We start from the raw sequence: 26,177 nt of genomic DNA on the forward strand, positions 1-26,177 counted from the left end.
TCTCCCCGCGCCCGACCTGCACGTCCGGTACCCCCGTCGCGTCCTGCGGCCCGCGCTGTCGGTAGAGCGCTGGCCCCAGACGCGTCGGCCCGGTCGACGTCGCCAGCGCTCGTCCCGCTCCCGCACCGGCGCCCCGGGGCGCCCCGCCTGCACCCCGGTCCGGCGTCCTCCCTGGTGACGCCGCCGCGAGGTGGCACCGCCGCGGGAACACCCCGCACCCCCGACCCGTTCCACTCTCCGTCTCCCGGCCGCCCGCGGCCGCCGCACCCCGAACGAGGACACATGGCCCGCATCCACGACGACGTGACCCAGCTCGTCGGCAACACCCCCCTGGTCCGTCTCAACCGCCTGACGGAGGGCGCCGGCGCGACCGTCGTCGGCAAGCTCGAGTTCTACAACCCCGCCAGCTCGGTCAAGGACCGGATCGGCGTCGCGATCGTGGACGCCGCGGAGGCGTCCGGCGAGCTCCCGCCCGGCGGCACGATCGTCGAGGCCACCAGCGGCAACACCGGCATCGCGCTCGCCATGGTCGGCGCGGCCCGCGGGTACGACGTCGTCCTGGCGATGCCCGAGACGATGTCCAAGGAGCGCCGAGCGCTGCTGCGCGCCTACGGCGCCGAGCTGGTCCTCACCCCCGGGTCCGGCGGGATGCGCGGCGCCGTCGAGAAGGCCGAGGAGATCGCCAAGGAGCGACCGGGCGCCATCCTCGCCCGCCAGTTCGCCAACGCGGCCAACCCCGAGATCCACCGGCGCACCACGGCCGAGGAGATCTGGGCGGACACCGACGGCGCCGTCGACGTCCTGGTCGCGGGGATCGGGACCGGCGGCACCATCACCGGCGTCGGCCAGGTGCTCAAGAGCCGCAAGCCGGGCGTGCAGATCATCGGCGTCGAGCCGGCCGAGTCGCCGATCCTCAACGGCGGCGCCCCGGGCCCGCACAAGATCCAGGGCATCGGCGCGAACTTCGTCCCCGAGATCCTCGACCGCGAGGTGTACGACGAGATCATCGACGTCGACGCCGAGACCTCCGTCGCGGTGGCGCGGGACGCCGCCCGGCGCGAGGGCCTGCTGGTCGGCATCTCCTCCGGCGCGGCCATCCACGCCGCGGTCCAGGTCGCGAACCGGCCGGAGAACGCGGGGAAGCTGATCGTCGTGATCATCCCGTCCTACGGCGAGCGCTACCTGAGCTCCATCCTCTACGCCGATCTCCTCGACTGAAGGCACGGAATCTCGTCCATGTGGTCACGTCTGCGCCGATTCCTCGACGTGCTCCGGGAGGACCTCGACGCGGCGATCCGACGTGACCCTGCCGCGCTGACCCTCGTCGAGGTCGCCCTCGCCTACCCGGGGGTGCATGCGGTGTGGGGCTACCGGCTCGCCCACCGCATGTGGCGCGAGCCGCACCTGCGGCTGCCCGCCCGTCTGCTGTCGCAGGCGGTGCGGGCGGCCACCGGGATCGAGATCCACCCGGGCGCGCGGATCGGGCGGCGCCTGTTCATCGACCACGGGATGGGGGTCGTCATCGGGGAGACGGCCGAGGTGGGCGACGACGTCCTGCTGTTCCACGGCGCGACGCTCGGGGGCAAGGCGATGCGTCGTGGCAAGCGGCACCCCACGCTGGGCGACCGCGTCGTCGTCGGCGCGGGCGCCAAGGTCCTCGGCCCGGTCTGGGTGGGCGACGGGGCGCAGATCGGCGCCAACGCCGTGGTCATCGCGGACGTCCCGCCGGGCGCGGTGGCCGTCGGCGTGCCCGCGCGCGTGCGGGTCAAGCCGCGGGTGCTGCCCGACGCCGTCGACGTCGACGACCCCGCGATGTACATCTGAGGGTGCCGACGATGCGTCTGGGCTACCACACGGGCTACTGGTCGGCCGGTCCCCCACCGGGGGCGGCCGACGCGGTCGTCGCGGCCGAGCGACTGGGCTTCGACTCGATCTGGACGGCGGAGGCGTACGGGTCCGACGCGCTGACCCCGCTGGCGTGGTGGGGCTCGCGGACGTCCCGGATCCGGCTCGGCACGGCGATCGCGCAGATCGCGGCCCGCACCCCGACGGCGGCGGCCATGGCCGCGCTGACGCTCGACCACCTCTCCGGCGGGCGCTTCACGCTCGGGCTGGGGGCGTCCGGCCCGCAGGTCGTCGAGGGCTGGTACGGCCAGCCCTACCCGCGCCCGCTGGCGCGCACCCGCGAGTACGTGCAGGTGGTCCGTGCCGTGCTGCGCCGCGAGGGCCCGGTCGTGCACGACGGCGACTTCTACCCCCTGCCGTTCCCGGGCGGGGCGGGGCTGGGCAAGCCGCTGCGCTCGACCGTGCACCCGCTGCGTGCCGACCTGCCGATCCACCTGGCGGCGCAGGGTCCGCGCAACATCGCGCTCGCCGCGGAGATCGCCGACGGCTGGCTGCCGCTGTTCTACTCCCCGCGCATGGACGCCACGTACCGCGAGCTCCTGGCGGACGGGTTCGCCCGCCGCGCGCCGGGGACGCCTCCGGTGGAGACGTTCGAGGTCACCGCGACGGTTCCGGTGGTGCTGGGTGAGGACGTCGAGCGGGCGGCCGACGTCGTGCGGCCCTTCATCGCCCTGTACGCCGGCGGCATGGGTGCGCCCGGCGCCAACTTCCACCGCGACGTGCTGGACCGGCTCGGGTACGCCGAGGCGTGCGACGAGATCCAGGCGCACTACCTCGCCGGTCGCCGGGCGGAGGCGGCCGCGGCCGTGCCGCTCGAGCTGGTCCGGGACGTCGCGCTCGTCGGCCCGCCGGACGCCATCCGCGCGCAGCTGCCGGCCTGGCGGGCGACGGCGGTCACCACGCTGCTCGTGCAGACCGACCCGCGGTCGCTGGCGGCCGTGGCGGAGGTGCTCGGCGCCGGCACGGACGTGCCCGGTGGCGGTGCGGGTGCGGACGACGCCACCCGTGCGGGGCCGGCCGCGGGAGAGGGCCCGCTCAGCCCAGGACGATGAGCTCGGGCCGGCCGTCGCCGGACGTCCGGACCGGGCTCACGGCGGTCAGTCGTCCCCCGAGCACGGCAACCGTCGAGGCGCCGCCCGGGACGGGCACCTGCCAGAGCCGGTCCCCGGTCGACAGGCTGTAGGCGGTGAGGCCCGGGCGCCCGTCGACCGGGCCCTGGATCGCCACGCGCAGGCCGTCCGTCAGCACCTCTCCGGCGTCCGGGCGGTCGTCCGGCAGCGGGACGGTCCACAGGGTCCGCCCGGTCGCGGTGTCGAGGCCCTCCATCCGGCCACCACCGGTCACCACGACCCGCCCGGCGAGGCGCACGAGCACCCGCGCCGGGGCGGGACGCTCCCAGCGGCGCCTTCCCGTCGACGCCTCGACCGCGCGCAGGGAGCCGTCGTCCGGCGACCGCAGCAGCACGACGCCGGGGGTGCTGGCGTCGTGCACCGCCGGGTCGGCCGGCAGCCCGGCGAGCTCCGGCCCGCCGGACCCGTCCGGCCCGTACCAGCGTCCCGACGCGGGGGACGTCCAGACCCCGTACCCTTCGCCCGGGCGGACCACCACGCGCGCGGTCCACAGCCCCGCCGGGTCGGTCCCGGGGACCCACCGGCCGACCTCGTGCCCGTCGTCGGCGGCCAGCACGGTCGTCGTCCTGGCCTCCACGACGACGAGCCCACCCGCGGCGTGGAGCCCCACGCCGTCCGGACCGGGCACCACGTCGGGGAGCTCGGAGCGCCACACCTGCTCCCCGCGCACCAGGTCGTGCCGGGTGACCACCAGGCCTGCCTCGGCTAGCTCGACCAGGACGACGTCGCCGTCGACGGCGACGCTGCCGCGCAGCGCCCGCACGGTCAGGACGTGCCGCAGCGTCCCGTCCGCCGCGTCGACCGCGGCGACGCGGCTCGCCACGACAGCCGGCACGGTCCTCGACTCGCTCGGGACCACCGCCGCCGCGAAGCAGACCAGCGCGGGCGGGTCGCCGGGGTCGCCGGTCTCCAGCGGGCACCGGACCGGCGGGACCACACCGTCCGGCAGCGGCTGGGACCAGCGGACCTCGCCCGTGGCGGCGTCCCGCGCGACGACGTCCCGTCCGTCGGTCCCGGAGGACACCAGGACGCCGGCCGCGGCCCACACCGGGTCGAGCACCGGCATCCGCCACCGCTCGACCACGGGGTCGCGGAGGGAGGCGACCACCCCGGGCACGTCGGCGTAGCGCGCGAGGTCCGCGCGCTCCCGCCGGTCGGCGACCGCGTCGGAGAGCGTCGGCGCGAGGGCGAGCACGACGACGACCCCGCCCCACCGCCGCAGCGCCGACCGGGCCCGCGAGCGGCGGCCGCGCGCGGACGACCCGGACGCGACGGGCCGGGGGGTCACGTGGTCCGCCGCCGCGTCCTCCTCGAGGAGCACCACCTCGACCGGTCCGTCGCCGTGCTGTCCGGCGCGCCCCCCGGCGCGCGCCGCGGCGCGCTCCCCGGGGCGCCCCCCGAGCCAGCCGCGCCGCATCGTCCCAGCGTAGGGACGTCCAGAGCGCGGGACGCGGCTTTGCCTGGACCGTGCCGGGGGGCTACTGTCGGCGCTGTTCCCAGTAAGTGGGCGGATCAATCTCAGATGATGAGATCGAGAGGAGGCAGCGCCATGATGGCTCGCACGCACGCGACCCGGGCGCCCCTCATGCCCCTCTCCGCGGCCGGGTGTCGACCCGTCGCCGGCTGCCGCGCGCAGCACCCCGCAGCCTGACGCCCCCGCGCCGCTCGCCGGCCGCACCCGGGCCCTGCTCCCGAGGCCTTGCCGCCTCGGTGGGCAGACCCCGAGCCTGACCCCGCCAGCCGCCCGCTCAGCCAGGAACGGCCATGTCGATCACCAGCCTCTCCCAGCCCGCCACCGGGCCCCGCTCCGCACTCCCGGTCTCCCTGCAGGGAGTGGGCCGCACGTTCGCGACCCCGACCGGCCCCCGGACCGTGCTCGCCGACGTCGACCTCGACCTGCGCGCCGGCGAGATCGTCGCCCTCATCGGGCCGTCGGGCTGCGGGAAGTCCACGCTGCTGCGGCAGGTCAGCCGCCTGGACACCCCCGACCGTGGCGCGATCCTCGTCGACGGGACAGCCGCGGGCGGCGTCGACCACCGGTGCGCCGTCGCCTTCCAGGAGCCCCGGCTACTGCCGTGGCGCACGCTGCGGCAGAACGTCGCGCTGGGGCTGCCCCACGGCACCCCGAGGGCGGCGGGGGCGGCACGGGTCGACGAGCTGCTCGACCTCGTCGGTCTCGAGCAGTCCGCAGGGCTGCGGCCACGGCAGGTCTCCGGCGGCATGGCGCAGCGCACCTCGCTGGCCCGCGCGCTGGCCCGCAACCCCGGCGTGCTGCTGCTCGACGAGCCGTTCGGCGCCCTCGACGCGCTGACCCGCCTGAAGATGCAGGACCTGCTCCTGGAGGTCCACGCCGCCGAGCCCACGACGGTCCTCCTCGTCACGCACGACGTGGAGGAGGCGCTGTACCTGGCGGACCGGGTCGTCCTGCTCGGTGCGCCGCAGCACGGCGCCGCCCGCTCGGTACGCCGCGTGGTCACCGTCCCGGGAGCCCGTCCCCGCGACCGCGCGTCCGCCGCGCTCGCCGAGCTCCGCGCCGACCTGCTCGAGGGCCTCGGCGTCCACACGCACCACATCCCCAGCCCGTCGGCCGACGACCGCACGGTCGACGGCGCCGTCCCCCTCGCCACCCGCTCCATCCCTGACTCGGAGAACCCGTCATGAACGCACGACGCCCGCTCGCCCTGACCGCGACCACGCTCGCCGCCGCCCTCGTGCTCACGGGGTGCGTCTCCGGGGAGGGGTCCGAGGGGCCCGACGCCGCGCAGCCCGCCGACAACCCGGCAGCCGGCGCCGCTGCCCAGACCGGCGGGTGGAGCGACGACCAGCTGACCCTGGACTTCGCGACCTACAACCCGCTGAGCCTGGTCATCAAGGACCAGGGCTGGCTGGAGGAGACCCTCGGCGAGGAGGTCACGGTCACCTGGGTGCAGTCGGCCGGCTCCAACAAGGCGAACGAGGCGCTGCGTGCCGGCGCCGTCGACGTCGGCTCCACCGCCGGGTCCGCGGCGCTGCTGGCCCGGTCCAACGGCTCCCCCATCCGCACGATCGACATCTACTCCCAGCCCGAGTGGTCCGCGATCGTCGTGCCCGCGGACTCGCCGATCACCGAGGTGTCCCAGCTCGCCGGGACGTCCGTGGCCGCGACCAAGGGCACCGACCCGTACTTCTTCCTCCTGCAGTCGCTGGACGAGGCCGGCGTGCCGCTGGACGCCGTCGAGGTCCAGAACCTGCAGCACGCGGACGGCAAGACCGCCCTGGAGAACGGCAGCGTCCAGGCGTGGTCCGGGCTGGACCCGCTGATGGCCGCGAGCGAGGCGACCGCCGGCTCCAAGCTCATCTACCGCAACATCGACTTCAACACCTACGGGTTCCTCAACGCGACCGAGACCTTCCTCGAGGAGAACCCGGACCTCGCCCAGATCGTCGTCGACGCCTACGAGAAGGCCCGGGCGTGGGCCCAGGAGAACCCGGACGAGGTCGTGCGCATCCTCGCCGAGGTCGCGGCCATCGACCCCGCGGTCGCCGAGAAGGTCATCGTCGAGCGCACCAAGTTCGACATCGACCCGGTGCCCGGCGACGCCCAGCGCGACGTCCTGGAGGTCGTCGGCCCGATCTTCGTCGAGTCCGGCGACGTGGCCAGCCAGGACGCGATCGACTCGGCGCTGGACACGCTGCTGGACGACGAGTTCGCCACGAAGGCGGACCCGTCGAACGTCGCCGGCTCCTGATCGCCCGCGCCCGTCCCCTCCTCCCGAAGGACCCCACGATGGAGACGATCCTCGGCAGCACCGGCACCGGTCCGGTCGTCGACCGTGACGGCCAGCCGCTGCGCGCGCTGAACCAGCTCGACGCCGGCGCCCCGCACGGCGACGAGCCCGCCGGCGCGGACGCCGGCACCGGGGGCGCCGGCCGGACCGGCTGGGCCGACCGACGGGCCGTCCGCGTGCTCGGCGGGGCGCTCCTGCCCGTCGTGCTCGTCGCGGCGTGGCACTGGGTCACCGCGACCGGCATCGTCCCGCCGTTCCGCCTGGCCGGTCCGACCGCCGTCCTCGCGGCGGCGGTCGACATGGCCGAGCGGGGGGAGCTGTACCAGCACGTCGCGATCTCGGTGCAGCGCGTCCTGGCCGGCTTCGCGGTGGGGGCCCTGCTCGGTCTCGTGACCGGCGCGGTCGTGGGCCTCTCCCGGGTCGCGGACATCCTCTTCGCGCCGACGCTCGGCGCCATCCGCGCCGTGCCGTCCCTCGCCTGGGTCCCGCTGCTCATCCTGTGGATGCAGATCGGTGAGGACTCCAAGGTGACCCTGATCGCGATCGGGTCCTTCTTCCCCGTCTACACCACCGTGGCCGGAGCCCTGCGCCACGTCGACCACAACCTGGTGGAGGTCGGCCGGGCGTACGGCCTGCGCGGGCCGTCCCTGTTCACGACCGTGCAGCTGCCCGCGGTGCTCCCCACCGTCGTGTCGGGGCTGCGGCTGGCGATGGCCCAGGCGTGGCTGTTCCTGGTGGCGGCGGAGCTCATCGCGTCGTCGATGGGCCTGGGGTTCGTGCTGACCGACTCGCAGAACAACGGGCGCATCGACCGCATGCTGCTGGCGATCGTGCTGCTCGCGGTGATCGGCAAGGTCACCGACTCCCTCATCGGGCTCGGCGAGAAGCGACTGCTGACGAGGTGGGCATGACGACGTCCACGACGACGCCGGCGGCGCGGGCCGGGGTCGCGACCCCGGGCCGGGGGGCCGGGGTCGACGGGACGGGGGCGCCGGGCGCCCGCACCGACCCGGCCGTGGCCGGGGCGGACGGCGCGGACCTCGCGCGCCACCGCCGCTACCCGGCGCCGGCCGCGATCGCCGCGGCGGCGAACGTCACCGCGGACGCCTACGCGGACGCCGAGGCCGACCCGGTCGCGTTCTGGGAGCGCGCCGCCGACCGGCTGGTGTGGGCCGAGCGCTGGCACACCGTGCACACCTGGTCCCCGGCGACCCGGGGCGAGCCGGCCGACGGGTCCGGGGGCGCCGACGGCGAGCTCAGCGTCCCGGTGGCGCAGTGGTTCCTCGGCGGCACGCTCAACGTAGCGGTCAACTGCGTCGACCGGCACGTCGCGGAGGGGCGCGGCGACAAGGTCGCGCTGTTCTTCGAGGGCGAGCCGGGCGACCGGCGCGCCGTCACCTACGCCGACCTGCAGCGCGAGGTCTCCCGCGCCGCCAACGCCCTGCTCGCGCTCGGTGTCGGGAAGGGCGACCGCGTGGTCGTGTACCTGCCGGTGCTCGTCGAGACGGTCGTCGTCACGCTCGCGATCGCCCGGATCGGCGCCATCCACTCCCTGGTGTTCGGCGGGTTCTCCGCCGAGGCCGTGCGCTTCCGCCTGGCGGACACCGGCGCGAAGCTGCTGGTCACGAGCGACGGCCAGTTCCGTCGCGGGCAGGCGGTGGTCACCAAGCCCGCCGCCGACGCCGCCGTCGCGGGCCTGCCGGGCGCCGACGCCGAGGGTCGGGGCTCCGCCGTCGAGCACGTCCTCGTGGTGCGCCGCACGGGCGACGCCACCCCGGACGTCCCCTGGACCGACGGACGCGACGTGTGGTGGCACGACGCGATGGACGCCGCGGACGACGTCCACGAGCCGGAGGCGTTCGACTCCGAGACGCCGTTGTTCATCATCTACACGTCCGGGACGACCGGGAGGCCCAAGGGCCTCGTGCACACGTCCGGCGGCTACCTGACCGGCGCCTCGTACACGCACTGGGCGCACTTCGACGCGAAGCCCGACGACGTCCACTGGTGCACCGCCGACCTCGCCTGGGTCACCGCGCACACCTACGAGATCTACGGCCCGCTCGCGAACGGGCTGACCCAGGTCATCTACGAGGGCACCCCGGGCGTCCCCACCCCGGCCCGGCACTGGGAGATCATCGAGCGGTACGGCGTGACGACGTACTACACGGCGCCGACGCTCATCCGGACCTTCATGACCTGGTTCCCGGACGGGCCCCCGGCCGAGCACGACCTGTCGTCCGTCCGCCTCCTGGGGACGGTCGGCGAGTCGATCAACCCCGAGGCGTGGGCGTGGTTCCACCGGCACCTGGGCCGCGGGCAGGCCCCGGTGGTCGACACCTGGTGGCAGTCCGAGACGGGGTCCGCGGTCCTGGCGCCGCTGCCGGGCGTCACGACGCTCAAGCCGGGGTCGGCCACGCACGCCTCCCCCGGGAGCTCCGTGCGCGTGGTGGACGACGCCGGCCACGACGTCGCCCCCGGCGAGCACGGGCTGCTCGTCATCGACCGGCCGTGGCCGTCGATGGCCCGGACGATCTGGGGCGACCCGGAGCGCTACCGCGACGCGTACTGGTCCAAGTTCGCCGACCGGGGGTACTTCTTCGCCGGTGACGGCGCCCGCTACGACGAGGACGGGCACGTGTGGGTGCTCGGCCGGGTCGACGAGGTCATCAACGTGTCGGGCCACCGGCTGTCCACGATCGAGATCGAGTCGGCCCTCGTGGCGCACCCGGCCGTCGGGGAGGCCGGGGTGACCGGCGTCGCCGACGCCGTCACGGGGCAGGCGGTCGCCGCGTTCGTCGTCCCCACCGTCCCGCCGGCCGACGCGCCCGACGACGTCGCGGACTGGACCGGCGAGCACCTGGCCGCCTGGCGCGCCGAGGCGGCGCGGCTGCGGGCCACCCTGCGCGACCACGTCGCGCACGAGATCGGCCCGATCGCCAAGCCGCGCGACGTCGTCGTCGTCCCCGAGGTGCCCAAGACGCGGTCGGGGAAGATCCTGCGCCGCCTCCTTGCTGACCTGGTGGCACGCAACCCCCTGGGGGACACCACGTCACTGCAGAACCCGTGGGCCGTGGCGCAGGTCGGCGCCGTCCTGCACGGCCCGACCACCGAGCCTCCCGACGTCGCGACGGCGCCGGGCGCACCATCCGAAGGGACACGCACCGCATGACCGACCGCCGCTGGGGCTTCCGCACCCGGGCCCTGCACGCCGGAGGCGTCCCCGACGCCACCACCGGCGCCCGGGCCGTCCCGATCTACCAGACGACGTCGTTCGTCTTCAACGACACCAACGACGCCGCGAACCTGTTCGCGCTGCAGAAGTACGGGAACATCTACTCCCGCATCGGCAACCCCACCGTGGCCGCGCTCGAGGAGCGGATCGCCTCGCTCGAGGGTGGCATCGGCGCGGTCGCGACGTCGTCGGGCATGGCGGCGGAGTTCATCACGTTCGCCGCGCTGGTCGGCGCCGGGGACCACGTCGTCGCCGCCGCCTCGCTGTACGGCGGCACGGTGACCCAGCTGGACGTGACCCTGCGGCGGTTCGGCGTGGAGACCACCTTCGTCAAGGGGACGGACCCGGCCGACTACGCCGCGGCCATCCGGCCGGAGACCAAGGTCGTGTACGCGGAGGTCATCTCGAACCCGTCCGGCGACATCGCGGACCTCGCGGGCCTGGCGGAGGTCGCGCACGCCGCCGGGGTCCCGCTCGTCATCGACGCGACGCTCGCGACGCCGTACCTGGTCCGGCCGATCGAGCACGGCGCGGACATCGTCATCCACTCGGTGACCAAGTTCCTCGGCGGGCACGGCACCACGCTGGGTGGCGTCGTCGTCGAGAGCGGCCGGTTCGACTGGGGCAACGGCAAGTTCCCGCAGATGACCGAGGCCGTGCCGTCCTACGGCGGGGTGAGCTGGTGGGAGAACTTCGGCGAGTACGGGTTCCTCACCAAGCTGCGCAGCGAGCAGCTGCGCGACATCGGCCCGTCGCTGTCGCCCCACTCCGCGTTCCAGCTGCTGCAGGGCGTCGAGACGCTCCCCCAGCGCCTGGACGCCCAGCTGGCCAACGCGCAGGCCGTCGCGGAGTGGCTCGAGGCGGACGAGCGGGTCGCCTACGTCAACTACGCCGGCCTCCCGAGCCACCCGCACCACGAGCGGGCGACGCACTACCTGCCCGCGGGACCGGGCGCGGTGTTCGCGTTCGGGCTCAAGGACGCCGGAGGCCGCGAGGGGCGGGAGGTGGGCCGCCGGTTCATCGAGTCGCTGCAGCTCGCCAGCCACCTGGCGAACGTCGGCGACGCCCGGACGCTGGTGATCCACCCGGCGTCGACCACGCACCAGCAGCTGTCGGCCGAGCAGCTGGAGATCGCCGGCGTGCCGGCCGACCTCGTGCGGGTCAGCGTGGGCCTGGAGGACCTCGAGGACATCCTCTGGGACCTCGACCAGGCGCTCACGGTCGCCACGACGCCCGAGGACGCCGAGGGCGCGGACGGTGCAGCGGCCGGGCAGGTCGCCATCGGCGACGACGTGCCGGGTGGCACGACGGAGGAGCTGACGGGGGTGCGGGCATGAGCGACTCCTGCGCACTTCCCGGCGCCGCACGGGTCGCGCCGGCCTCGACGGACACACCGAGCACCACCGCGGTCGCGGACGGCACCGCGCCGGCTGCCGAGCAGACCCCGCTCCAGCGCGAGACGTCCGCGCCGCCGGTGCGCACGTGGGTCGGTCCGAGCGCGCCGGAGCGGCTCGCGCTGCTGCGGCGCACGAAGTCGATCGCCATCGTCGGGGCGTCGGCCAACGCGTCGCGGGCGAGCTACTTCGTCGCGACGTACCTGCTGTCGTCCTCGCCGTACGACGTGTACTTCGTCAACCCGCGGGCGACCGAGATCCTCGGCCGCCCGGTGTACCCGTCGCTCGCAGCGCTGCCGGTCGTCCCCGACCTGGTCGACGTCTTCCGCAAGCACGACGACCTGCCCACGGTGCTCGACGAGACCCTCGCGGTGGGCGCGCGGACGCTGTGGCTGCAGCTCGGCTCCTGGCACGAGGACGTCGCCCGACGCGGCGAGGCCGCGGGCCTGGACGTGGTGATGGACCGGTGCGTGAAGATCGAGCACGCGCGGTTCCACGGCGGGCTGCACCTGGCCGGGTTCGACACCGGCGTGATCAGCTCGCGGCGGGCGCTGTAGGGCGGGCGCTGCTCGGCTCGACGCCCCGTCCTGCTCGACGCCCCGCTCACCGCGCCCCGCTCACCGACCGGTGGGCGGGGCGTCGTCGTCGGGCCACCAGATCGCGGCGCGCAGGGCGACGCGCAGCCCGTCGCTGGACAGCGGCGTGCCCTCGTCGCGCAGGGCGTCCAGCGCCCGGCGCAGGTGCGCCTCGGGCGGGCGTCCGGAGGCGTTGACGACCCGCCACCACGGCACGCCGCTGCCGGCGCGCGCGAGCACCTGACCCACCTGGCGGGGTCCGCCGCGCGGGGGCTCGCCCGCGGCCACGAGGCGGTCGACGACGACCTCGGCGACCGTGCCGTAGGTCATGACGCGTCCTGGCGGGATGAGCTCGACCAGGTCCAGGACGGCCTCGAGGTAGTCGTCGTCCACCCGGGCAGCCTGCGTCACTCGCGGTGCAGCAGGACGACGGCGCGGTCGTCGTCCTCGCCGGTGCGCACGCCGTCCAGGACCGCCTCGGCGCCGCCCCGACCGGTCGCGACCACCCGCTCGGCGACCCCCAGCAGGCGGTCGATGCCGATCTCGAGGTCGGCGCCGGGGGTCTCCACCACGCCGTCGGTGTAGAGCATGAGGACGTCGCCGGGCAGGAGCCGGCCGGCGTGCATCTGGAAGACGGGGATCGGGACGATGCCCAGGGCCGGTCCCCCGACGGTGTCGAGCACCTCGAACGTCCCGGAGCCGGCGTGCCGGTGGACGGCGGGCAGGTGCCCCGCGCTGGCCACCCAGAAGTCCCCCGACCGTAGGTCGACGGCCACGTGCACCGCCGTGGCGAAGCCCTCGTCCCAGTCCTGGCGCAGCAGGTAGTCGTTCGCCGCCGTGAGGAAGTCCTCGCGCGGCATCGCGCCGAGCAGCCCGCCGAACGCGCCGGACAGCAGGAGCGAGCGGACGCCGGCGTCCTGACCCTTGCCGGAGACGTCGACCAGGACGACCTCGAGCATGCGACCGGACGCGGGCCGCGCGGCGACCAGGAAGTCGCCGGAGAACGCCTCGGCGTAGGCCGCTCGCAGCGCGTGGTCCACGCGCCAGCCGGCGGGCAGCGGGGGGACGCTGCCGTGTGCCTCGAGCCGGTCCCGCAGGTCGACCAGCATCACGTTCCCCGCGGCGCCCCGCAGGCCGAGCCGGTCCTGCCGGCGCGCCAGCCGCAGGACGGCGACCAGGGCGATCGCCTGCACGACCGCCATCCCGGGCGTGTAGACCGCGAGCCCGCTGAAGTGCAGGACGGCGACCTCGACGACCACGAGGGCGCACACGATCACCGTCCCGCGCAGCCGGAGCAGGTAACCCGCGAGCAGCATCAGCAGGATGATCGACGACACCGGGACGTACCGGCGCGCGACCACGATGCCGACGGCGACCAGCAGGCTCACCACGACGAGCATCGCCGTGAGCACCCCCTGGCGGGACGCACCGGCCCTCTGCAGCCATGCCGGGAGGCGACGGGCCAGGTGCGATTGGCGGGGTCCGCCGAAGCCCTGGGTCGTCACGTCCGCGAGGGTACCCACCGGTAGGGGTGCGGGTGGGGCGACTGCACCGGGTGAGAGGGCCGGGGGTCTCTGGGCACACCCGGGTGGGTGACGGCGAGCGGGGGTCGGGGCGTTCTCGTGGCTGTGGTTCGGGGCTGCAGGGGGGGAGGTTCGTCGTGAGGGTGCGGCTGTCGGGGTGGCTGACCGTGTCGCGGGCGACGGGCCTTGGCGGTGATGGGCGGTTGTCGCAGCTCGCCGTTGCGGCGTCCCGGCTCACGTTCCCGGACGGGCAAGCGTGGAACCGACGACCTCGCGAAGCGATTTTGCGGGACGGGCGACAATGCCCGGCCCGCTAGGTCCGCACGGATTGCCGCTGATACCGCCGTCCCGATCACAGGTCACTTCAGGGGAACGACTGTCCACAGTTCTCACGCGCCTTCGGAGCGTGTCAGTGGCCCGTCCTAGAATTGGAGCAACAAGCCGATTCGGTGCAGACGCAGGGAAGGGGTGAGCGCCATGGACGACGACGTGTCAGATGACCCGGGCGTCGCCCCGGCGCGCGTCACCGAGACGGACCTGTCGACGGTGCGTTCGGAGGTCGCCGAGCTGCTGGCGGCGTTGGAGGCGGTGGCCGATGCCGCGGCCGCACTGGCTCGCTCGGACGCCGGGGTGGACGGTCGTGAGGCGGCGGTGGTCGCCGCGGGGATCGCGGCCGCGACGAGCCGGCTGGGGGTGGTTCAGGCGGGGATGCTGGCGGTGGTCGAGGCGGACGGGATCTGGTCGGTCGAGTCGCGGTCGCTGGTCCGGTGGGCCGCACGGCGGCTGGACGTGAGCGTCCACACCGCCCAGGCGCAGGTGCGCCTCGGCCGGACGCTGCGCGACGACCTGCCGCTGACCGCCGCCTCGGCAGCTGCGGGGGAGATCGGGGTGGAGCACGCGCACGTACTCGCAGCGCTGGCACCCACCACCGAACGCCGCCGCGCGGCACTGAGCAGCCCCGATGTCGAGTGCAACGAGGCGTGGCTGGTCCGGCAGGCCAAGCTCAACACCGTCGACGACCTGCGCACCATCGTCCGGCACTGGGCCGCCGCAGCCGATACCGAAGCGGACGACCGCGGCTACGTGCAGGCGTGCGAACGCCAGCACCTGCAGGTCTCACCCACGATGGGCGGGTACCACGTGCAGGGGTTCCTCACCGTGGACGTCGGGCAGGCGTTGGTCACCGCGTTGGAGGCCGTCACTCCCGTCCCGGCCGCTGGGGACACCTCGACGGCCGATCAGCGGCGGGCGCAGGCGGTCGGCGTGCTGGCGAACCTGGTCCTGGACAAGGGCCTGGCCGGCGACGGGAGGGCGTCGCGGCCCCGCCTCAACGTGCTGGTGTCCTACGAGACGCTGCAGGACATCACCGAGCGGGCGATCGCGCGGCAGGACGGGCTCCCGTTGCTTGAGGCAAAGCCGGTATTGACGGCGAAAAGCGTGTCGCACGGTCCGCAGTTCGAGGACGGCACCCCGGTCCCGCGGATTCTGCTCGACCGGCTGGCGTGCGACGGCGAGCTCAACCGGGTGATATTCGGCCCGAAGTCCGAGATCCTCGACGTGGGCCGAGCGGAACGGACGTTCACCCGAGCGAGACGGAATGCGATCATCGCCCGGGACCGGCATTGCCGGTTCCCCGGGTGCAGCGCCCCACCGACCTTGTCCGAATGCCACCACGTCAAACACTGGGCACGAGATCACGGCAGCACCAGCGTGGACAACGGGATCCTGCTGTGCTGGCACCACCACGGGTACGTCCATGCGCGCGGGATCGAGATCCACCGACAGGGTGCCCGGTGGGTGTTCACCGACGCCGCCGGCCGCGAGCTGCCCGACCCGCACACCCACGACGACGGGGCGGCGTAGTGGTCGGCCTGCGACGATCCCAGCTGCTCCGTACCCGCCGGCCTCGGCCGTGCCGGGACCCGGACCCGAGCCCGCACTCGGACGCCCTCAGCTCGCGCGCCCCCGACTCACCCTTACCCATGGTCGTCGCCTAGCACGCTGGATCGCTCGACGCGACGCGAGCACCCGGGCCTCCCGAACACCGACGGGGCCCCCGCGCGCCCAACGCGACCACCCGGGCTCCCGCCTCGCAGGCTCGGTCCGATCGCCGCGGGAAAGGGGTCGTCGGGCCGGCGTCCGCTTCGCCAGGATGAGGGCATGACGACTCCCCCCGCCGGTTACCGCTTCGTCGACGCCAAGGACCGGCAGGAGGAGTTCTTCGACGTCGACCGGATGGCGTTCGGCATGACGTCCGAGCCCGAGGTGGACGCCGTCGTCCCCGTGACGCTCGACTGGGACCGCACGCTCGCCGTGGAGGACGCGCGCGGCCGGTTCGCGGGCGTGCACGCGTCCTTCCCGTTCACGATGCCCGTCCCCGGCGCGGCGGTGCGCACCTCCGGGCTGACGTGGGTCGGCGTGCGCCCCGACCACCGCCGGCGCGGCCTGCTGCAGGCGATGATCTCGGCCCACTTCGAGCGCTCGCTGTCCCGCGGCGAGCCCGTCTCCGCCCTGTTCGCCGCCGAGGCCGGCATCTACGGCCGGTTCGGGTACGGGTCCGCCGCGGACGACGTGCGCCTGACCCTGGACCGCGGCGCCGCCCTGCGGGACGTCGCCGGCTCGTCCGACCTGACCCTGCGCCTGGACCCGCTGGACCCGGCCGTGCACGGCGACGTCGTCGACGCCGTGCACCGCGAGGCCGGCCGGGGCCGCCCCGGCTGGATCACCCGGGACACCGAGGTGCTCCGGGCGCGTCACCTGGTCGACCCGCCCGCGTGGCGTCGCGGCGGCGAGCCGCTGCGGATCGTCACCGTGAGCGCCCCGGCAGCGGACGCTGCCGGCGCGACCGGTACGCGGACGCCTGCGGGTGAGGGTGAGGTCCGCGGGTACGCGCTGTTCCGCCGCACCGAGCGCTGGGAGCACGGCAGGGCCGGCTCCACCGTCACCATCCGCGAGCTCGCGGCGGTGGACGCCGCCGCCGCGCACCGGCTGTGGTCGTTCCTGCTCGACCTGGACCTCACGGTCACCGTCGAGACGGCCATGCTGGCGGTGGACGACGCGCTGACCCACCTGCTCGTGGACCCCCGGTCGACGACGACCCGCCTGCAGGACAACGTCTGGGTGCGCCTGCTGGACCTGCCCGCCGCCCTGTCGGCACGCCGTTACGCGGCGCCGCTCGACCTCGTGCTGGACGTCACCGACGACCGGCTGCCGGCGAACGCCGGGACCTGGCGCCTGCGCACCACGACGTCGGACGCCGGCGCGCACGTCGCCGAGGTGGAGCGCACGTCGGCCCCGGCCGATGTCTCGGTCGGCGTCCGCGAGCTGGGTGCGGCGTACCTGGGTGGACGCTCGCTCGCCGCGATGCAGCCCGCCGGGCTCGCGGTCGAGCACACCCCCGGGGCCCTGGTCGCCGCGACGGCCGCGTTCCGGTGGCCGCTCGCCCCGGTGTGCAGCTGGGGCTGGTGACCGCCGGAGGCGACCCGGCTCAGCGCGAGGCTTCGTACGCCGCCATCTGGTCGATCCGGCGCTGGTGACGCGGGTCGCCGGAGAACGGCTCGGCGAGGAACGCCTCGACGAGAGCGACGGCCTCGTCCGGCGAGTGCTGGCGCGCGCCGATCGACACCACGTTCGCGTCGTTGTGCGCCCGCGACAGCCGCGCGGTGTCCTCGTTCCACGCCAGCGCCGCCCGCACCCCGGTGACCTTGTTCGCCGCGATCTGCTCGCCGTTGCCGGACCCGCCCAGCACGATCCCCAGCGAGCCCGGCTCGGCCACCACGGCCTCGCCGGCCGCGAGGCAGAACGACGGGTAGTCGTCCTGCGGGTCCAGCTCGTGGGCCCCGTGGTCGACGACGTCGTGCCCGCCGGCTCGCAGGTGCTCCGCCAGGTGCTCCTTGAGCTCGTAGGCGGCGTGGTCGGCGGCGATGTGGATGCGCATGCGCTCATCCTGCCGCACCACCGGCCACCTCCCCCGCTGACGCCCGCACAGGCCCGGCCGGGCCTGTGCGGGCCTGCCGCAGGTCCCGGGTCCGAACGTCGGGCGCCCCGGCACCGTCGCTGACCTGGTCGCCTAGGCTGACCGGCGGTGTGGCGTGAGCCACGGAGGTGCTACAGCTGATGAACGGAGACCCACGCACATGGCCCGAAGCGGCATCGACACCGGCGCTCTCGACCCCGCGGTCCGCCCGCAGGACGACCTGTACCAGCACGTGAACGGGCGCTGGATCGCCCAGCACGAGATCCCGGCCGACCGGGCCATGGACGGCGCGTTCCGCGCGCTGCACGACCAGGCCGAGGAGCACGTCCGCGAGATCGTCGAGGCAGCCGCCGCACAGGCCGCGGCCACCGGCACGACGACCGGCACGACCACCGGCACCCCCACCGGCACGGACGGCTCGCGCGGCGTCGAGGCGCAGATCGGTGCGCTCTACGCCAGCTTCATGGACACCGAGGCGGTCGAGAAGCGCGGCACCACCCCGCTCGCGCCCGACCTCGGCCTCATCGCGAACGCGACCACGCAGGCCGAGCTCACCGGTGCGCTCGGGGCGCTCCAGCGCAGCGGCGCCGTCAGCGCGCTGGGCTTCTGGGTCGACAACGACGCCAAGGACCCCAGCCGCTACGTCGTGCACCTGTACCAGTCCGGCCTCGGCCTGCCGGACGAGTCCTACTACCGCGAGGACCGCTACGCGGAGATCCGCGAGGCCTACCGGCCGCACATCGCCCGCATGCTGCGCCTGGGCGGCGCCGTCGAGGACGAGGCGCGGGCCGACGACGCCGCCGCGCGGGTGCTCGCTCTGGAGACGAAGCTGGCCGCCGGGCACTGGGACGTCGTCAAGGACCGCGACGCGGACCTGACCTACAACCCGATGACGCTCGCCGCGCTGGCGGAGCGGGCACCCGCCTTCGACTGGCGGTCGTGGGTGCTTGCGCTCGGTGGCCCGGAGGGAGCGATGGAGCACCTCGTCGTGCGCGAGCCGTCCTACGCGGAGACGTTCGCCGCGCTGTGGGCGTCGGAGCCGGTCGAGGACTGGAAGGCCTGGCTGGCGTACCACGTCGTCAGTGCCCGGGCGCCGTACCTGAGCGCCGAGCTCGTCGAGGCGAACTTCGACTTCTACGGGCGCACGCTGACCGGCGCCCAGGAGCTGCGGACGCGCTGGAAGCGCGGCGTCGCCCTCGTGCAGGGCGTCCTCGGCGAGGCGGTCGGCAAGGTGTACGTCGAGCGGCACTTCCCGCCGGCGCACAAGGAGCGCATGGCGCGCCTGGTCGAGACGCTCGTCGAGGCCTACCGCGAGTCCATCACCGCGCTGGACTGGATGGGCGAGGGCACCAAGGTGAAGGCGCTGGCCAAGCTCGACGCCTTCACGCCCAAGATCGGCTACCCGGTGAAGTGGCGCGACTACTCCGCGCTCACCCTCGAGCCCGACGACCTGCTCGGCAACGTGCGGCGGGCATCGGCGTTCGAGCAGGACCGCGAGCTGGCGAAGATCGGCAAGCCGATCGACCGCGACGAGTGGTTCATGACGCCCCAGACCGTCAACGCGTACTACAACCCCGGGATGAACGAGATCGTCTTCCCGGCGGCCATCCTGCAGCCGCCGTTCTTCGACGCCGAGGCGGACGACGCCGCGAACTACGGCGGCATCGGTGCCGTGATCGGGCACGAGATCGGGCACGGGTTCGACGACCAGGGGTCCAAGTACGACGGCGACGGCCGCCTCGAGGACTGGTGGACCGCCGAGGACCGCGCCGAGTTCGAGACCCGGACCAAGGCCCTGATCGCCCAGTACGACGCCTTCGTGCCCGCCCAGCTCGACGGCGACCACCACGTCAACGGCGCCCTGACCATCGGGGAGAACATCGGCGACCTGGGTGGCCTGTCGATCGCGATCAAGGCGTACCGGATCGCCCTGGGGACACCGCTGGAGGACGCGCCGGTCATCGACGGCCTGACCGGCCTGCAGCGCGTGCTGATCGGCTGGGCGCAGGTGTGGCAGTCCAAGGGTCGCGACGAGGAGGTCCTGCGCCGGCTGGCCACGGACCCGCACTCGCCGAACGAGTTCCGGTGCAACGGGACGCTGCGCAACGTGGACGAGTTCTACACCGCCTTCGGCGTCGTGCCCGGGGACGGGCTCTACCTCGAGCCCGCGGAGCGCGTGCGCATCTGGTGAGCCCGCCGGCGCGCGGCGGGTCGGACCCGCCGCGCGCCGCGCCGCTCCGGGGGCGGTAGGACGACCCGGGGCGGCGCCGGCATGCCTCCGGGGGCCGGGTCAGAACAGCTGGTGCCCGGCGCGCGCCAGGGTGAAGCCGGCCGCCGACGGGTCGTGCCGGCACGTCGCACCGGACGTCGAGCTCGTGCACGTGAAGTCCCCGACCGTCGTGGACGCCCCGTACTCCAGCACCGGGGTGCCCGGCGCGGCAGCGCCGGGCAGGGCGCCCTGCACGCACGGGGTGGTGGCGCCCTCGGCGTTGACGGTGACGATCGGCCCGACCACCCCGGCGCAGCCCTCCTGGGTCGCCGGCTCGGCGGCGCTGTCGGCGATGGTGCAGGTCGCTGCGGACTCGCTGATCTCGCAGGCGATGTTGCCGCTGGGCAGCGCGAACGTGCCGGGGCCGGGCGCCTCGGTCGCCGGCGGCGTCCCGGACGGGGTCGGCCCCGGGGTGGCGGGGGCGCTCACGGACGGCGTGGCCTGCGCGCGGGGGGTGTCGCCCGGGCGGTCACCGCCGGAGAAGTAGGCCGCGAGCGCGACCGCGGCGGCCAGGACCAGGAGCACGTCCACCACGAGGAACACCGTCATCCCGGGCCCGAGGCGGCGCCGGCCCCCGCCCGGTCGAGGCGTGGTCGACTCGTCCATCGGTCGTGGTCCTCCTGGTGCGTCGCCTGCTCTGCTGCCCGGACAGCCTCGCACGACCGGGGGGACCGGGCCACATCCGTGGCCGGTCCCCCCGGGCCGCGCCGGGACCGGGGTCAGTCGAAGACGGGACCCTGCGTGCGGGTGCGCTTCAGCTCGTAGAAGCCGGGCACCTGCGTCATGAGGTTCAGCCCGTCGAACAGGTTGGCGGCGTCCTGCCCGCGTGGGGTGGGCGTCACCACCGGGCCGAAGAAGCCCACGCCGTTGATCGCGACGACGGGCGTCCCGACGTCCTCGCCCACCTTGGCGATGCCCTCGGCGTGCGACGCACGCAGCAGCTCGTCGTGCGCGTCGGTGTCACCCGCGGCGGCGAGCTCCTCGGGCAGCCCGACCTCGGCGAGGGACTCGGCGATGATCGCGGCGGTGTCGCGGCGCCCACCGGGGTGCCGGCGCGTGCCCATCGCGTCGTACAGCGGCTTGATGACCTTCTCCCCGTGCTCCTGCGCGGCCGCGACGATGACGCGGACCGGCGCCCAGGCCTCGTCCATGCTGCGGCGGTACTGCTCGGGCAGGTCCCGGCCCTCGTTCAGCACCGACAGGCTCATCACGTGCCAGCGGACGTCGACGTCACGCAGCGCCTCGACCTCCTCGACCCACCGCGACGTCATCCACGCCCACGGGCACGCCGGGTCGAACCACACGTCGAGCGTGGGGCGGCCCGCCGCGCCGTCGACGGCGGCGGTGTCGGACGTGGGATCGGTCGCGGGGACGGAGTTCACGGTGCTCCTCGAGGGTCACGGCACGGACGGGTGGCCCGCCGGTTGTCGCCTGAGGCAACGACGATGCGCGTGCGATGATTCCGCGGCACCGACACCCTTGCGAAGGAGCACCGCCGTGCCCGCTGAGAACCTGACCCGCGAGGAGGCGCGCGAGCGCGCCGCTGCGCTGGGCGTCGACCTCTACGACGTCACCCTCGACCTGACCACGGGCTCGACGACGTTCGCCTCGACGACGGTGGTCCGGTTCTCCGCGACCGAGGGCGCGAGCACCTTCATCGACCTCATCGCCCCGGCCGTCCGCACGGTGACCCTCAACGGGCGCCCGCTGGACCCGGCCGAGGTGTTCGCCGACTCCCGCATCGCCCTGGACGGCCTGGCCGCCGAGAACGAGCTGCGGGTGGAGGCCGAGTGCGCCTACACGCACACGGGCGAGGGCCTGCACCGGTTCGTCGACCCGGTCGACGACGAGGTCTACCTCTACTCCCAGTTCGAGGTCGCCGACTCCCGGCGGGTGTTCGCGGTGTTCGAGCAGCCCGACCTCAAGGCGACCTTCCGCTTCACCGTCACCGCACCGGACCACTGGACGGTGGTGTCCAACTCCCCCACCCCCGAGCCGGTCCCCGTGGCGGACGACGCCGCCGCGGTCCCGTCCGCGGTGTGGGCGTTCGAGCCGACCCCGGTGCTGTCCAGCTACGTCACCGCGGTCGTCGCCGGCCCCTACCACCGCGAGACCGGGGAGCTGACCAGCGCGGACGGCCGGACGATCCCGCTCGGCGTCTACTGCCGGCGCTCCCTGGCCCCGCACCTGGACACCGAGAACATCCTCGACATCACCCGGTCCGGCTTCGCGTTCTACGAGGAGGCGTTCGACCGCCCGTACCCGTTCGCGAAGTACGACCAGCTCTTCGTGCCGGAGTTCAACGCCGGGGCGATGGAGAACGCCGGCGCGGTGACGTTCCGCGAGTCCTACGTCTTCCGGTCCAAGGTCCCCGAGGCGACCGTCGAGCGCCGCGCGGTGACGATCCTGCACGAGCTCGCGCACATGTGGTTCGGCGACCTGGTGACGATGCGCTGGTGGGACGACCTGTGGCTGAACGAGTCGTTCGCCGAGTACGCCTCGACGCTGGCGACCGCGGAGGCCACGCGCTGGACGACCGCCTGGACGACGTTCTCCTCCATGGAGAAGTCGTGGGCGTACCGCCAGGACCAGCTGCCCTCGACCCACCCGATCGTCGCGGACATCCGCGACCTGGCCGACGTCGAGGTCAACTTCGACGGCATCACCTACGCCAAGGGCGCCAGCGTGCTGCGCCAGCTGGTCGCCTGGGTCGGCAGGGACCACTTCTTCGAGGGCGTGCGGCAGTACTTCGCCACGCACGCGTTCGGCAACACCACGCTCGCCGACCTGCTCGCCGAGCTCGAGGCGGCCAGCGGCCGGGACCTGTCCGAGTGGTCGGGCCAGTGGCTGCAGCAGGCCGGCGTCACTCTCCTGCGCCCGGAGCTCGAGACCGACGGCGACGACGTGCTGACGTCGTTCGCCGTCCGGCAGGAGGTGCCCGCGGAGCACCCGGTGCAGCGCCCGCACCGCCTGGCGATCGGCGGCTACGACCTGGTCGAGCGCGACGGCGAGACCCGCCTGGAGCGCACCGTGCGGGTGGAGCTCGACGTCGACGGCGAGCGCACCGAGGTCCCCGAGCTCGTCGGGCGCCCGCGCCCGGCGCTCGTCCTGGTCAACGACGACGACTTCGCGTACGCCAAGGTCCGGCTGGACCCGCGGTCGCTCGAGACCGCGACGGCCCGGCTCGGGTCGTTCACCGAGTCCCTGCCCCGCACCCTGGTGTGGGCGGCGGCCTGGGACATGACCCGCGACGGGGAGTGGGCGGCGCGCGACTTCGTCGACCTGGTGCTGGGCAACCTCGCGCACGAGACGGACTCCTCCGTGGTGCAGGTGCTGCTGCGCCAGCTCTCGGGGGCGCTGGACGCCTACGTCGCCGAGGAGCACCGGGAGGCCACGTCGGTCGCCGCCGCCGACCGGCTGTGGGACCTGGTGCAGGGAGCCGCACCCGGAAGCGACGCCCAGCTGCAGCTCACCAAGGCCTTCGCCGCCCACGCCTGGACGCCGGAGCAGCTCGACGTCGTCGCCGCGCTGCACAGCGGCGAGCGGTCCCTGGAGGGCCTGACGATCGACACCGACCTGCGCTGGGAGCTGCTGACCGCGCTCGCGGCCGGCGGCCGCGCGGACGCCGACGCGATCGAGGCGGCGCTCGCCGAGGACCGCACGGCAACCGGTCAGCGGGCCGCGGCGGCGGCCCGGGCCGCGGTCCCCACGCCCGAGGCGAAGGCGGAGGCGTGGCGGACCATGGTGGAGGACGACACGCTGCCGAACGCCCTGCTGGAGTCGTCCATCGCGGGGTTCACGTCCGTGCACGACCGGTCGCTCCTGCTGCCCTACGTCGACCGCTACTTCGACAGCCTCGAGCACGTGTGGACCACGCGGGGGAACGACATGGCGCAGGACGTCGCGCAGGGGCTGTACCCGTCCGAGCTCGCCGCCCACCCGGGCGTCGACCTCCTCGCGCGCACCGACGCCTGGCTCGAGGGCCTCGGGGACCGGCTGCCGGGCCTGCGGCGCATGGTGGCCGAGAACCGCGACGCCGTCCGCCGGGCGCTGGCCGCCCAGGAGCGCGACCGGGCGAGGGACACGGCCGGGGCCTGACGGTCCGGCCGGCGTCAGGCGTGCCGACGCCGCCGGCCCGGGACCTCCCGGGACCGGCGGCGTCGGACGTCAGCCCTTCTGCAGCGCCGCGACCAGCGACCGCAGCCGCGGGTTGTCGAACAGCTCGTCGACCGTGACGAGGTTCCCGACGCCGTCGGCGAGCGGGACGCGCCAGTTCGGGTACTCGTCGCTGGTCCCCGGCACGTTCTGCGCGCGCCGCTCCCCGACGGCGTCCACCAGGGCGACGCCGACGAGCACCGACGGGGTCCGCAGGATCAGCCGGTGCAGCGCCTCGACGATCTCGCGCTCCGACGGGTCGTCGCTGAGCAGCCCCCGGTCGTCGAGCAGGTCGATGAACGAGTCCCGCTCGTCCTGCGCCTGACGGCGCACGACCGCGGCGGGCTCGGTCAGCAGGCCCAGCCGCTCCCGGATGGCCACGTGCTCGTCCGCCAGGTACCCCGCCGTGGGCGGCAGGTCGTGGGTCGTGACGGTGGCCAGCGCCAGCCTGCGGTACTTCTCGGGGGGCAGCGGCTTGCCGGCGTCCTGCTCGAACCACAGCACGGACGTGCCCAGCACCCCCCGCTCGGCCAGGTACCCGCGCACCCACGGCTCCACGAGGCCGAGGTCCTCGCCGATGACGACCGCCCCGGCCCGCGCGGCCTCGAGGCACAGGATGCCGACGAGCGCGTCGTGGTCGTACTTCACGTAGGCGCCCTGGTCGGGGCTGGAGCCGTCCGGGATCCACCACAGCCGGAAGAGCCCGAGGATGTGGTCGATCCGGATCGCACCCGCGTGCCGCAGCACCGTGCGGAGCATGTCCCGGTACGGCAGGTACCCCGCACGGGCCAGGGCGTCCGGCCGCCACGGCGGCTGCGACCAGTTCTGCCCCTGCTGGTTGTACATGTCCGGCGGGGCGCCAACGCCGACGTGGCGGGCGAGAACGTCCCGCAGCGCCCACGAGTCGGCGCCCTCGGGGTGCACGCCGACCGCGAGGTCGTGCATGACGCCGATCCGCATGCCGCCCTCGCGCGCGGCGCGCTGCGCGGCGGCGAGCTGCTCGTCCGCGACCCACTGCAGCCAGCAGTGGAACGAGACCCGCTCGGCCAGCTCGGTGCGCGCCCGGGCGATGAACGGCGACGACAGGTCGTGCGCCCCCTGCGGCCACTCCCCCGGCTGCCCGTGCTCCTCGCACAGGGCGGCCCAGAGCGCGAAGCTCTCCAGGCCCTCGCCCTGGTCGGCGCGGAACCGGTCGAAGGCGTCCTGCCGGGCGGCCGACCGCGGCGCGGCGAAGACCACCTCCAACGCGGACTTCTTCGCCGTCCAGGCGGCGTCCCGGTCGATCGGCCCGGTGTCCGTGCCGCCGGTGCGGACCGGCTCGCCGGCCCACTCCACCAGCGAGCGGTCGGCGGCGGAGAGGTACGCCGTCTCGCGGATGTCCTCGGGCCGGATGTAGAGCGGGTTGACGAACCGGCGCGTGGTCGGCAGGTAGGGCGACGGGCTCATCGGCGCGATGACCTCGCCCGCGTGCAGCGGGTTGATCAGCACGAAGTCCGCGCCGCACCGGTTGCCCGCCAGCCGCATGATCTCGGCGAGGTCGGCCAGGTCCCCCACGCCCCACGACGCCGCCGAGCGCACCGAGTACAGCTGCGCCATGAAGCCCCACGCCCGCTCGGCCTCCAGGTGGGGGGGCAGCTCGAGGCGCTCCGGGGTCACCACCACGACGCACCGGGCGTCGCCGCTGGGGCCGGTCGCGTGCAGCGTGTGCCAGCCGAGCGGCAGGTCGCCTGGCAGCTGGAACGTCGCCCGCCCGACGAGGCGGCCGTCGACCGTCCGCGGCTCGGTGTACTCGTCGAGCTGGGTCATCCGGCGACGGCCGCCGCCGGCCTCCGGGTCCAGCTCGAGCCAGACGTCGACCGGGTCGCCGTGCGTGACGTGGACGGGGACGCGCGGGGTCTGGCGCTCGCGCACCACGACCACCGGTGGCAGCACACGACGCCACGGCTCGTCCTTGGCGTGCGCGAGGGACACGTCGATCCGCTCGGGGGACGACGCGTCGACGCCCATCGCCTCGAGGAGCGCGACCAGCGTCGTCGCGGACACGGTCTCCTGGTTCCCGAAGAAGCTCTCGTACTCCGTCGTGATGCCGTAGGTCGTGGCGAGCTGGACGAGGGCGTCAGGGACGGGGGGTGTCGGTTCGGGCACGAACGAATCCTGCCAGAGCGCTCCACCCCCGGCGCGGCGGGGCGCCGTCCCGCGGCCGTCCCCCGGCGCTCCGCCGGCCGCCACCGGCGCTCGTCCCCCGCTG

The 26,177-nt window shown here is 74.6% G+C and carries 20 protein-coding genes; 13 read left to right on the top strand and 7 right to left on the bottom strand.

Annotated features, from left to right (window positions below; all coding sequences use genetic code 11):
• Positions 1–282 precede the first annotated feature (282 nt).
• The 3 genes from cysK to CAE01nite_RS08670 are packed head-to-tail and all read left to right on the top strand — an operon-like array spanning position 283 to position 2,957.
• Positions 283–1,218, top strand: coding sequence for a cysteine synthase A (gene cysK / locus CAE01nite_RS08660; RefSeq protein WP_146902889.1), 936 nt, complete (start codon positions 283–285; stop codon positions 1,216–1,218).
• 18 nt (positions 1,219–1,236) lie between these two features.
• Positions 1,237–1,824 (top strand): serine O-acetyltransferase EpsC, encoded by a 588-nt coding sequence (gene epsC, locus CAE01nite_RS08665; protein ID WP_146902892.1) that lies wholly within the window; start codon positions 1,237–1,239, stop codon positions 1,822–1,824.
• Between the two features lie 11 nt (positions 1,825–1,835).
• Positions 1,836–2,957: an LLM class F420-dependent oxidoreductase gene (locus CAE01nite_RS08670; RefSeq protein ID WP_146902895.1), complete on the top strand. Its 1,122-nt coding sequence runs from the start codon at positions 1,836–1,838 to the stop codon at positions 2,955–2,957.
• Here CAE01nite_RS08670 and CAE01nite_RS08675 read toward each other — a convergent pair.
• On the bottom strand, positions 2,941–4,452 hold the full coding sequence (locus CAE01nite_RS08675) for an outer membrane protein assembly factor BamB family protein (protein WP_146902898.1): 1,512 nt from the start codon (positions 4,450–4,452) through the stop codon (positions 2,941–2,943). The genes CAE01nite_RS08670 and CAE01nite_RS08675 overlap by 17 nt on opposite strands.
• 347 nt (positions 4,453–4,799) lie before the next feature.
• On the opposite strand from CAE01nite_RS08675, the gene CAE01nite_RS08680 reads away from it, so the two are divergent.
• The 6 genes from CAE01nite_RS08680 to CAE01nite_RS08705 are packed head-to-tail and all read left to right on the top strand — an operon-like array spanning position 4,800 to position 11,988.
• Positions 4,800–5,696, top strand: coding sequence for an ABC transporter ATP-binding protein (locus CAE01nite_RS08680; RefSeq protein WP_146902901.1), 897 nt, complete (start codon positions 4,800–4,802; stop codon positions 5,694–5,696).
• Positions 5,693–6,763, top strand: a complete 1,071-nt coding sequence (locus tag CAE01nite_RS08685; protein WP_146902904.1) for an aliphatic sulfonate ABC transporter substrate-binding protein — start codon at positions 5,693–5,695, stop codon at positions 6,761–6,763. The genes CAE01nite_RS08680 and CAE01nite_RS08685 overlap by 4 nt, the downstream gene beginning before the upstream one ends.
• Before the next feature lie 38 nt (positions 6,764–6,801).
• On the top strand, positions 6,802–7,713 hold the full coding sequence (locus tag CAE01nite_RS08690; RefSeq protein ID WP_146902907.1) for an ABC transporter permease: 912 nt from the start codon (positions 6,802–6,804) through the stop codon (positions 7,711–7,713).
• Positions 7,710–9,974 carry an acetate--CoA ligase gene (acs, locus tag CAE01nite_RS08695; RefSeq protein WP_146902910.1) on the top strand — a complete coding sequence of 755 codons (2,265 nt, stop codon included), beginning with the start codon at positions 7,710–7,712 and terminating at the stop codon, positions 9,972–9,974. Before CAE01nite_RS08690 ends, acs begins: the two co-directional genes overlap by 4 nt.
• Positions 9,971–11,374 carry an O-acetylhomoserine aminocarboxypropyltransferase/cysteine synthase family protein gene (locus CAE01nite_RS08700; protein WP_146902912.1) on the top strand — a complete coding sequence of 468 codons (1,404 nt, stop codon included), beginning with the start codon at positions 9,971–9,973 and terminating at the stop codon, positions 11,372–11,374. Before acs ends, CAE01nite_RS08700 begins: the two co-directional genes overlap by 4 nt.
• A complete protein-coding gene (locus tag CAE01nite_RS08705) occupies positions 11,371–11,988 on the top strand; it encodes a CoA-binding protein (RefSeq protein ID WP_246131096.1) in 618 nt (205 codons plus the stop codon). The genes CAE01nite_RS08700 and CAE01nite_RS08705 overlap by 4 nt, the downstream gene beginning before the upstream one ends.
• A 60-nt stretch (positions 11,989–12,048) precedes the next feature.
• Here CAE01nite_RS08705 and CAE01nite_RS18335 read toward each other — a convergent pair whose 3' ends face one another.
• Both CAE01nite_RS18335 and CAE01nite_RS08710 read right to left on the bottom strand, forming a co-directional pair.
• A complete protein-coding gene (locus CAE01nite_RS18335) occupies positions 12,049–12,399 on the bottom strand; it encodes an MGMT family protein (RefSeq protein ID WP_222595861.1) in 351 nt (116 codons plus the stop codon).
• 14 nt (positions 12,400–12,413) lie between these two features.
• Complete coding sequence (locus tag CAE01nite_RS08710) at positions 12,414–13,511, bottom strand: PP2C family protein-serine/threonine phosphatase (RefSeq protein WP_222595862.1); 1,098 nt, start codon at positions 13,509–13,511, stop codon at positions 12,414–12,416.
• Positions 13,512–14,006: 495 nt separating this feature from the next.
• Here CAE01nite_RS08710 and CAE01nite_RS08715 point away from each other — a divergent pair, with 495 nt between their 5' ends.
• Both CAE01nite_RS08715 and CAE01nite_RS08720 read left to right on the top strand, forming a co-directional pair.
• Positions 14,007–15,392: an HNH endonuclease signature motif containing protein gene (locus CAE01nite_RS08715; RefSeq protein ID WP_146902915.1), complete on the top strand. Its 1,386-nt coding sequence runs from the start codon at positions 14,007–14,009 to the stop codon at positions 15,390–15,392.
• 297 nt (positions 15,393–15,689) lie between these two features.
• Complete coding sequence (locus CAE01nite_RS08720; RefSeq protein WP_146902918.1) at positions 15,690–16,997, top strand: GNAT family N-acetyltransferase; 1,308 nt, start codon at positions 15,690–15,692, stop codon at positions 16,995–16,997.
• A gap of 19 nt (positions 16,998–17,016) precedes the next feature.
• Here CAE01nite_RS08720 and CAE01nite_RS08725 read toward each other — a convergent pair whose 3' ends face one another.
• Positions 17,017–17,466, bottom strand: a complete 450-nt coding sequence (locus tag CAE01nite_RS08725; RefSeq protein ID WP_146902921.1) for a ribose-5-phosphate isomerase — start codon at positions 17,464–17,466, stop codon at positions 17,017–17,019.
• Positions 17,467–17,665: 199 nt separating this feature from the next.
• Here CAE01nite_RS08725 and CAE01nite_RS08730 point away from each other — a divergent pair, with 199 nt between their 5' ends.
• Positions 17,666–19,696: a M13 family metallopeptidase gene (locus tag CAE01nite_RS08730; RefSeq protein ID WP_146902923.1), complete on the top strand. Its 2,031-nt coding sequence runs from the start codon at positions 17,666–17,668 to the stop codon at positions 19,694–19,696.
• Positions 19,697–19,795: 99 nt separating this feature from the next.
• Here the strand turns inward: CAE01nite_RS08730 and CAE01nite_RS08735 are convergent, their stop codons facing one another.
• Both CAE01nite_RS08735 and CAE01nite_RS08740 read right to left on the bottom strand, forming a co-directional pair.
• Entirely contained in the window at positions 19,796–20,380 is a 585-nt protein-coding gene (locus tag CAE01nite_RS08735; protein ID WP_146902925.1) for a hypothetical protein, read from the bottom strand.
• Positions 20,381–20,493: 113 nt separating this feature from the next.
• Positions 20,494–21,078 (bottom strand): mycothiol-dependent nitroreductase Rv2466c family protein, encoded by a 585-nt coding sequence (locus CAE01nite_RS08740; protein ID WP_281285592.1) that lies wholly within the window; start codon positions 21,076–21,078, stop codon positions 20,494–20,496.
• A gap of 193 nt (positions 21,079–21,271) precedes the next feature.
• On the opposite strand from CAE01nite_RS08740, the gene pepN reads away from it, so the two are divergent.
• On the top strand, positions 21,272–23,872 hold the full coding sequence (pepN, locus tag CAE01nite_RS08745; RefSeq protein ID WP_146902926.1) for an aminopeptidase N: 2,601 nt from the start codon (positions 21,272–21,274) through the stop codon (positions 23,870–23,872).
• Between the two features lie 69 nt (positions 23,873–23,941).
• Here the strand turns inward: pepN and malQ are convergent, their stop codons facing one another.
• Entirely contained in the window at positions 23,942–26,074 is a 2,133-nt protein-coding gene (gene malQ, locus CAE01nite_RS08750) for a 4-alpha-glucanotransferase (protein ID WP_146902928.1), read from the bottom strand.
• Between the last annotated feature and the right edge of the window lie 103 nt (positions 26,075–26,177).

Source organism: Cellulomonas aerilata (assembly GCF_007991755.1).
Classification (GTDB): Bacteria; Actinomycetota; Actinomycetes; order Actinomycetales; family Cellulomonadaceae; genus Pengzhenrongella; species Pengzhenrongella aerilata.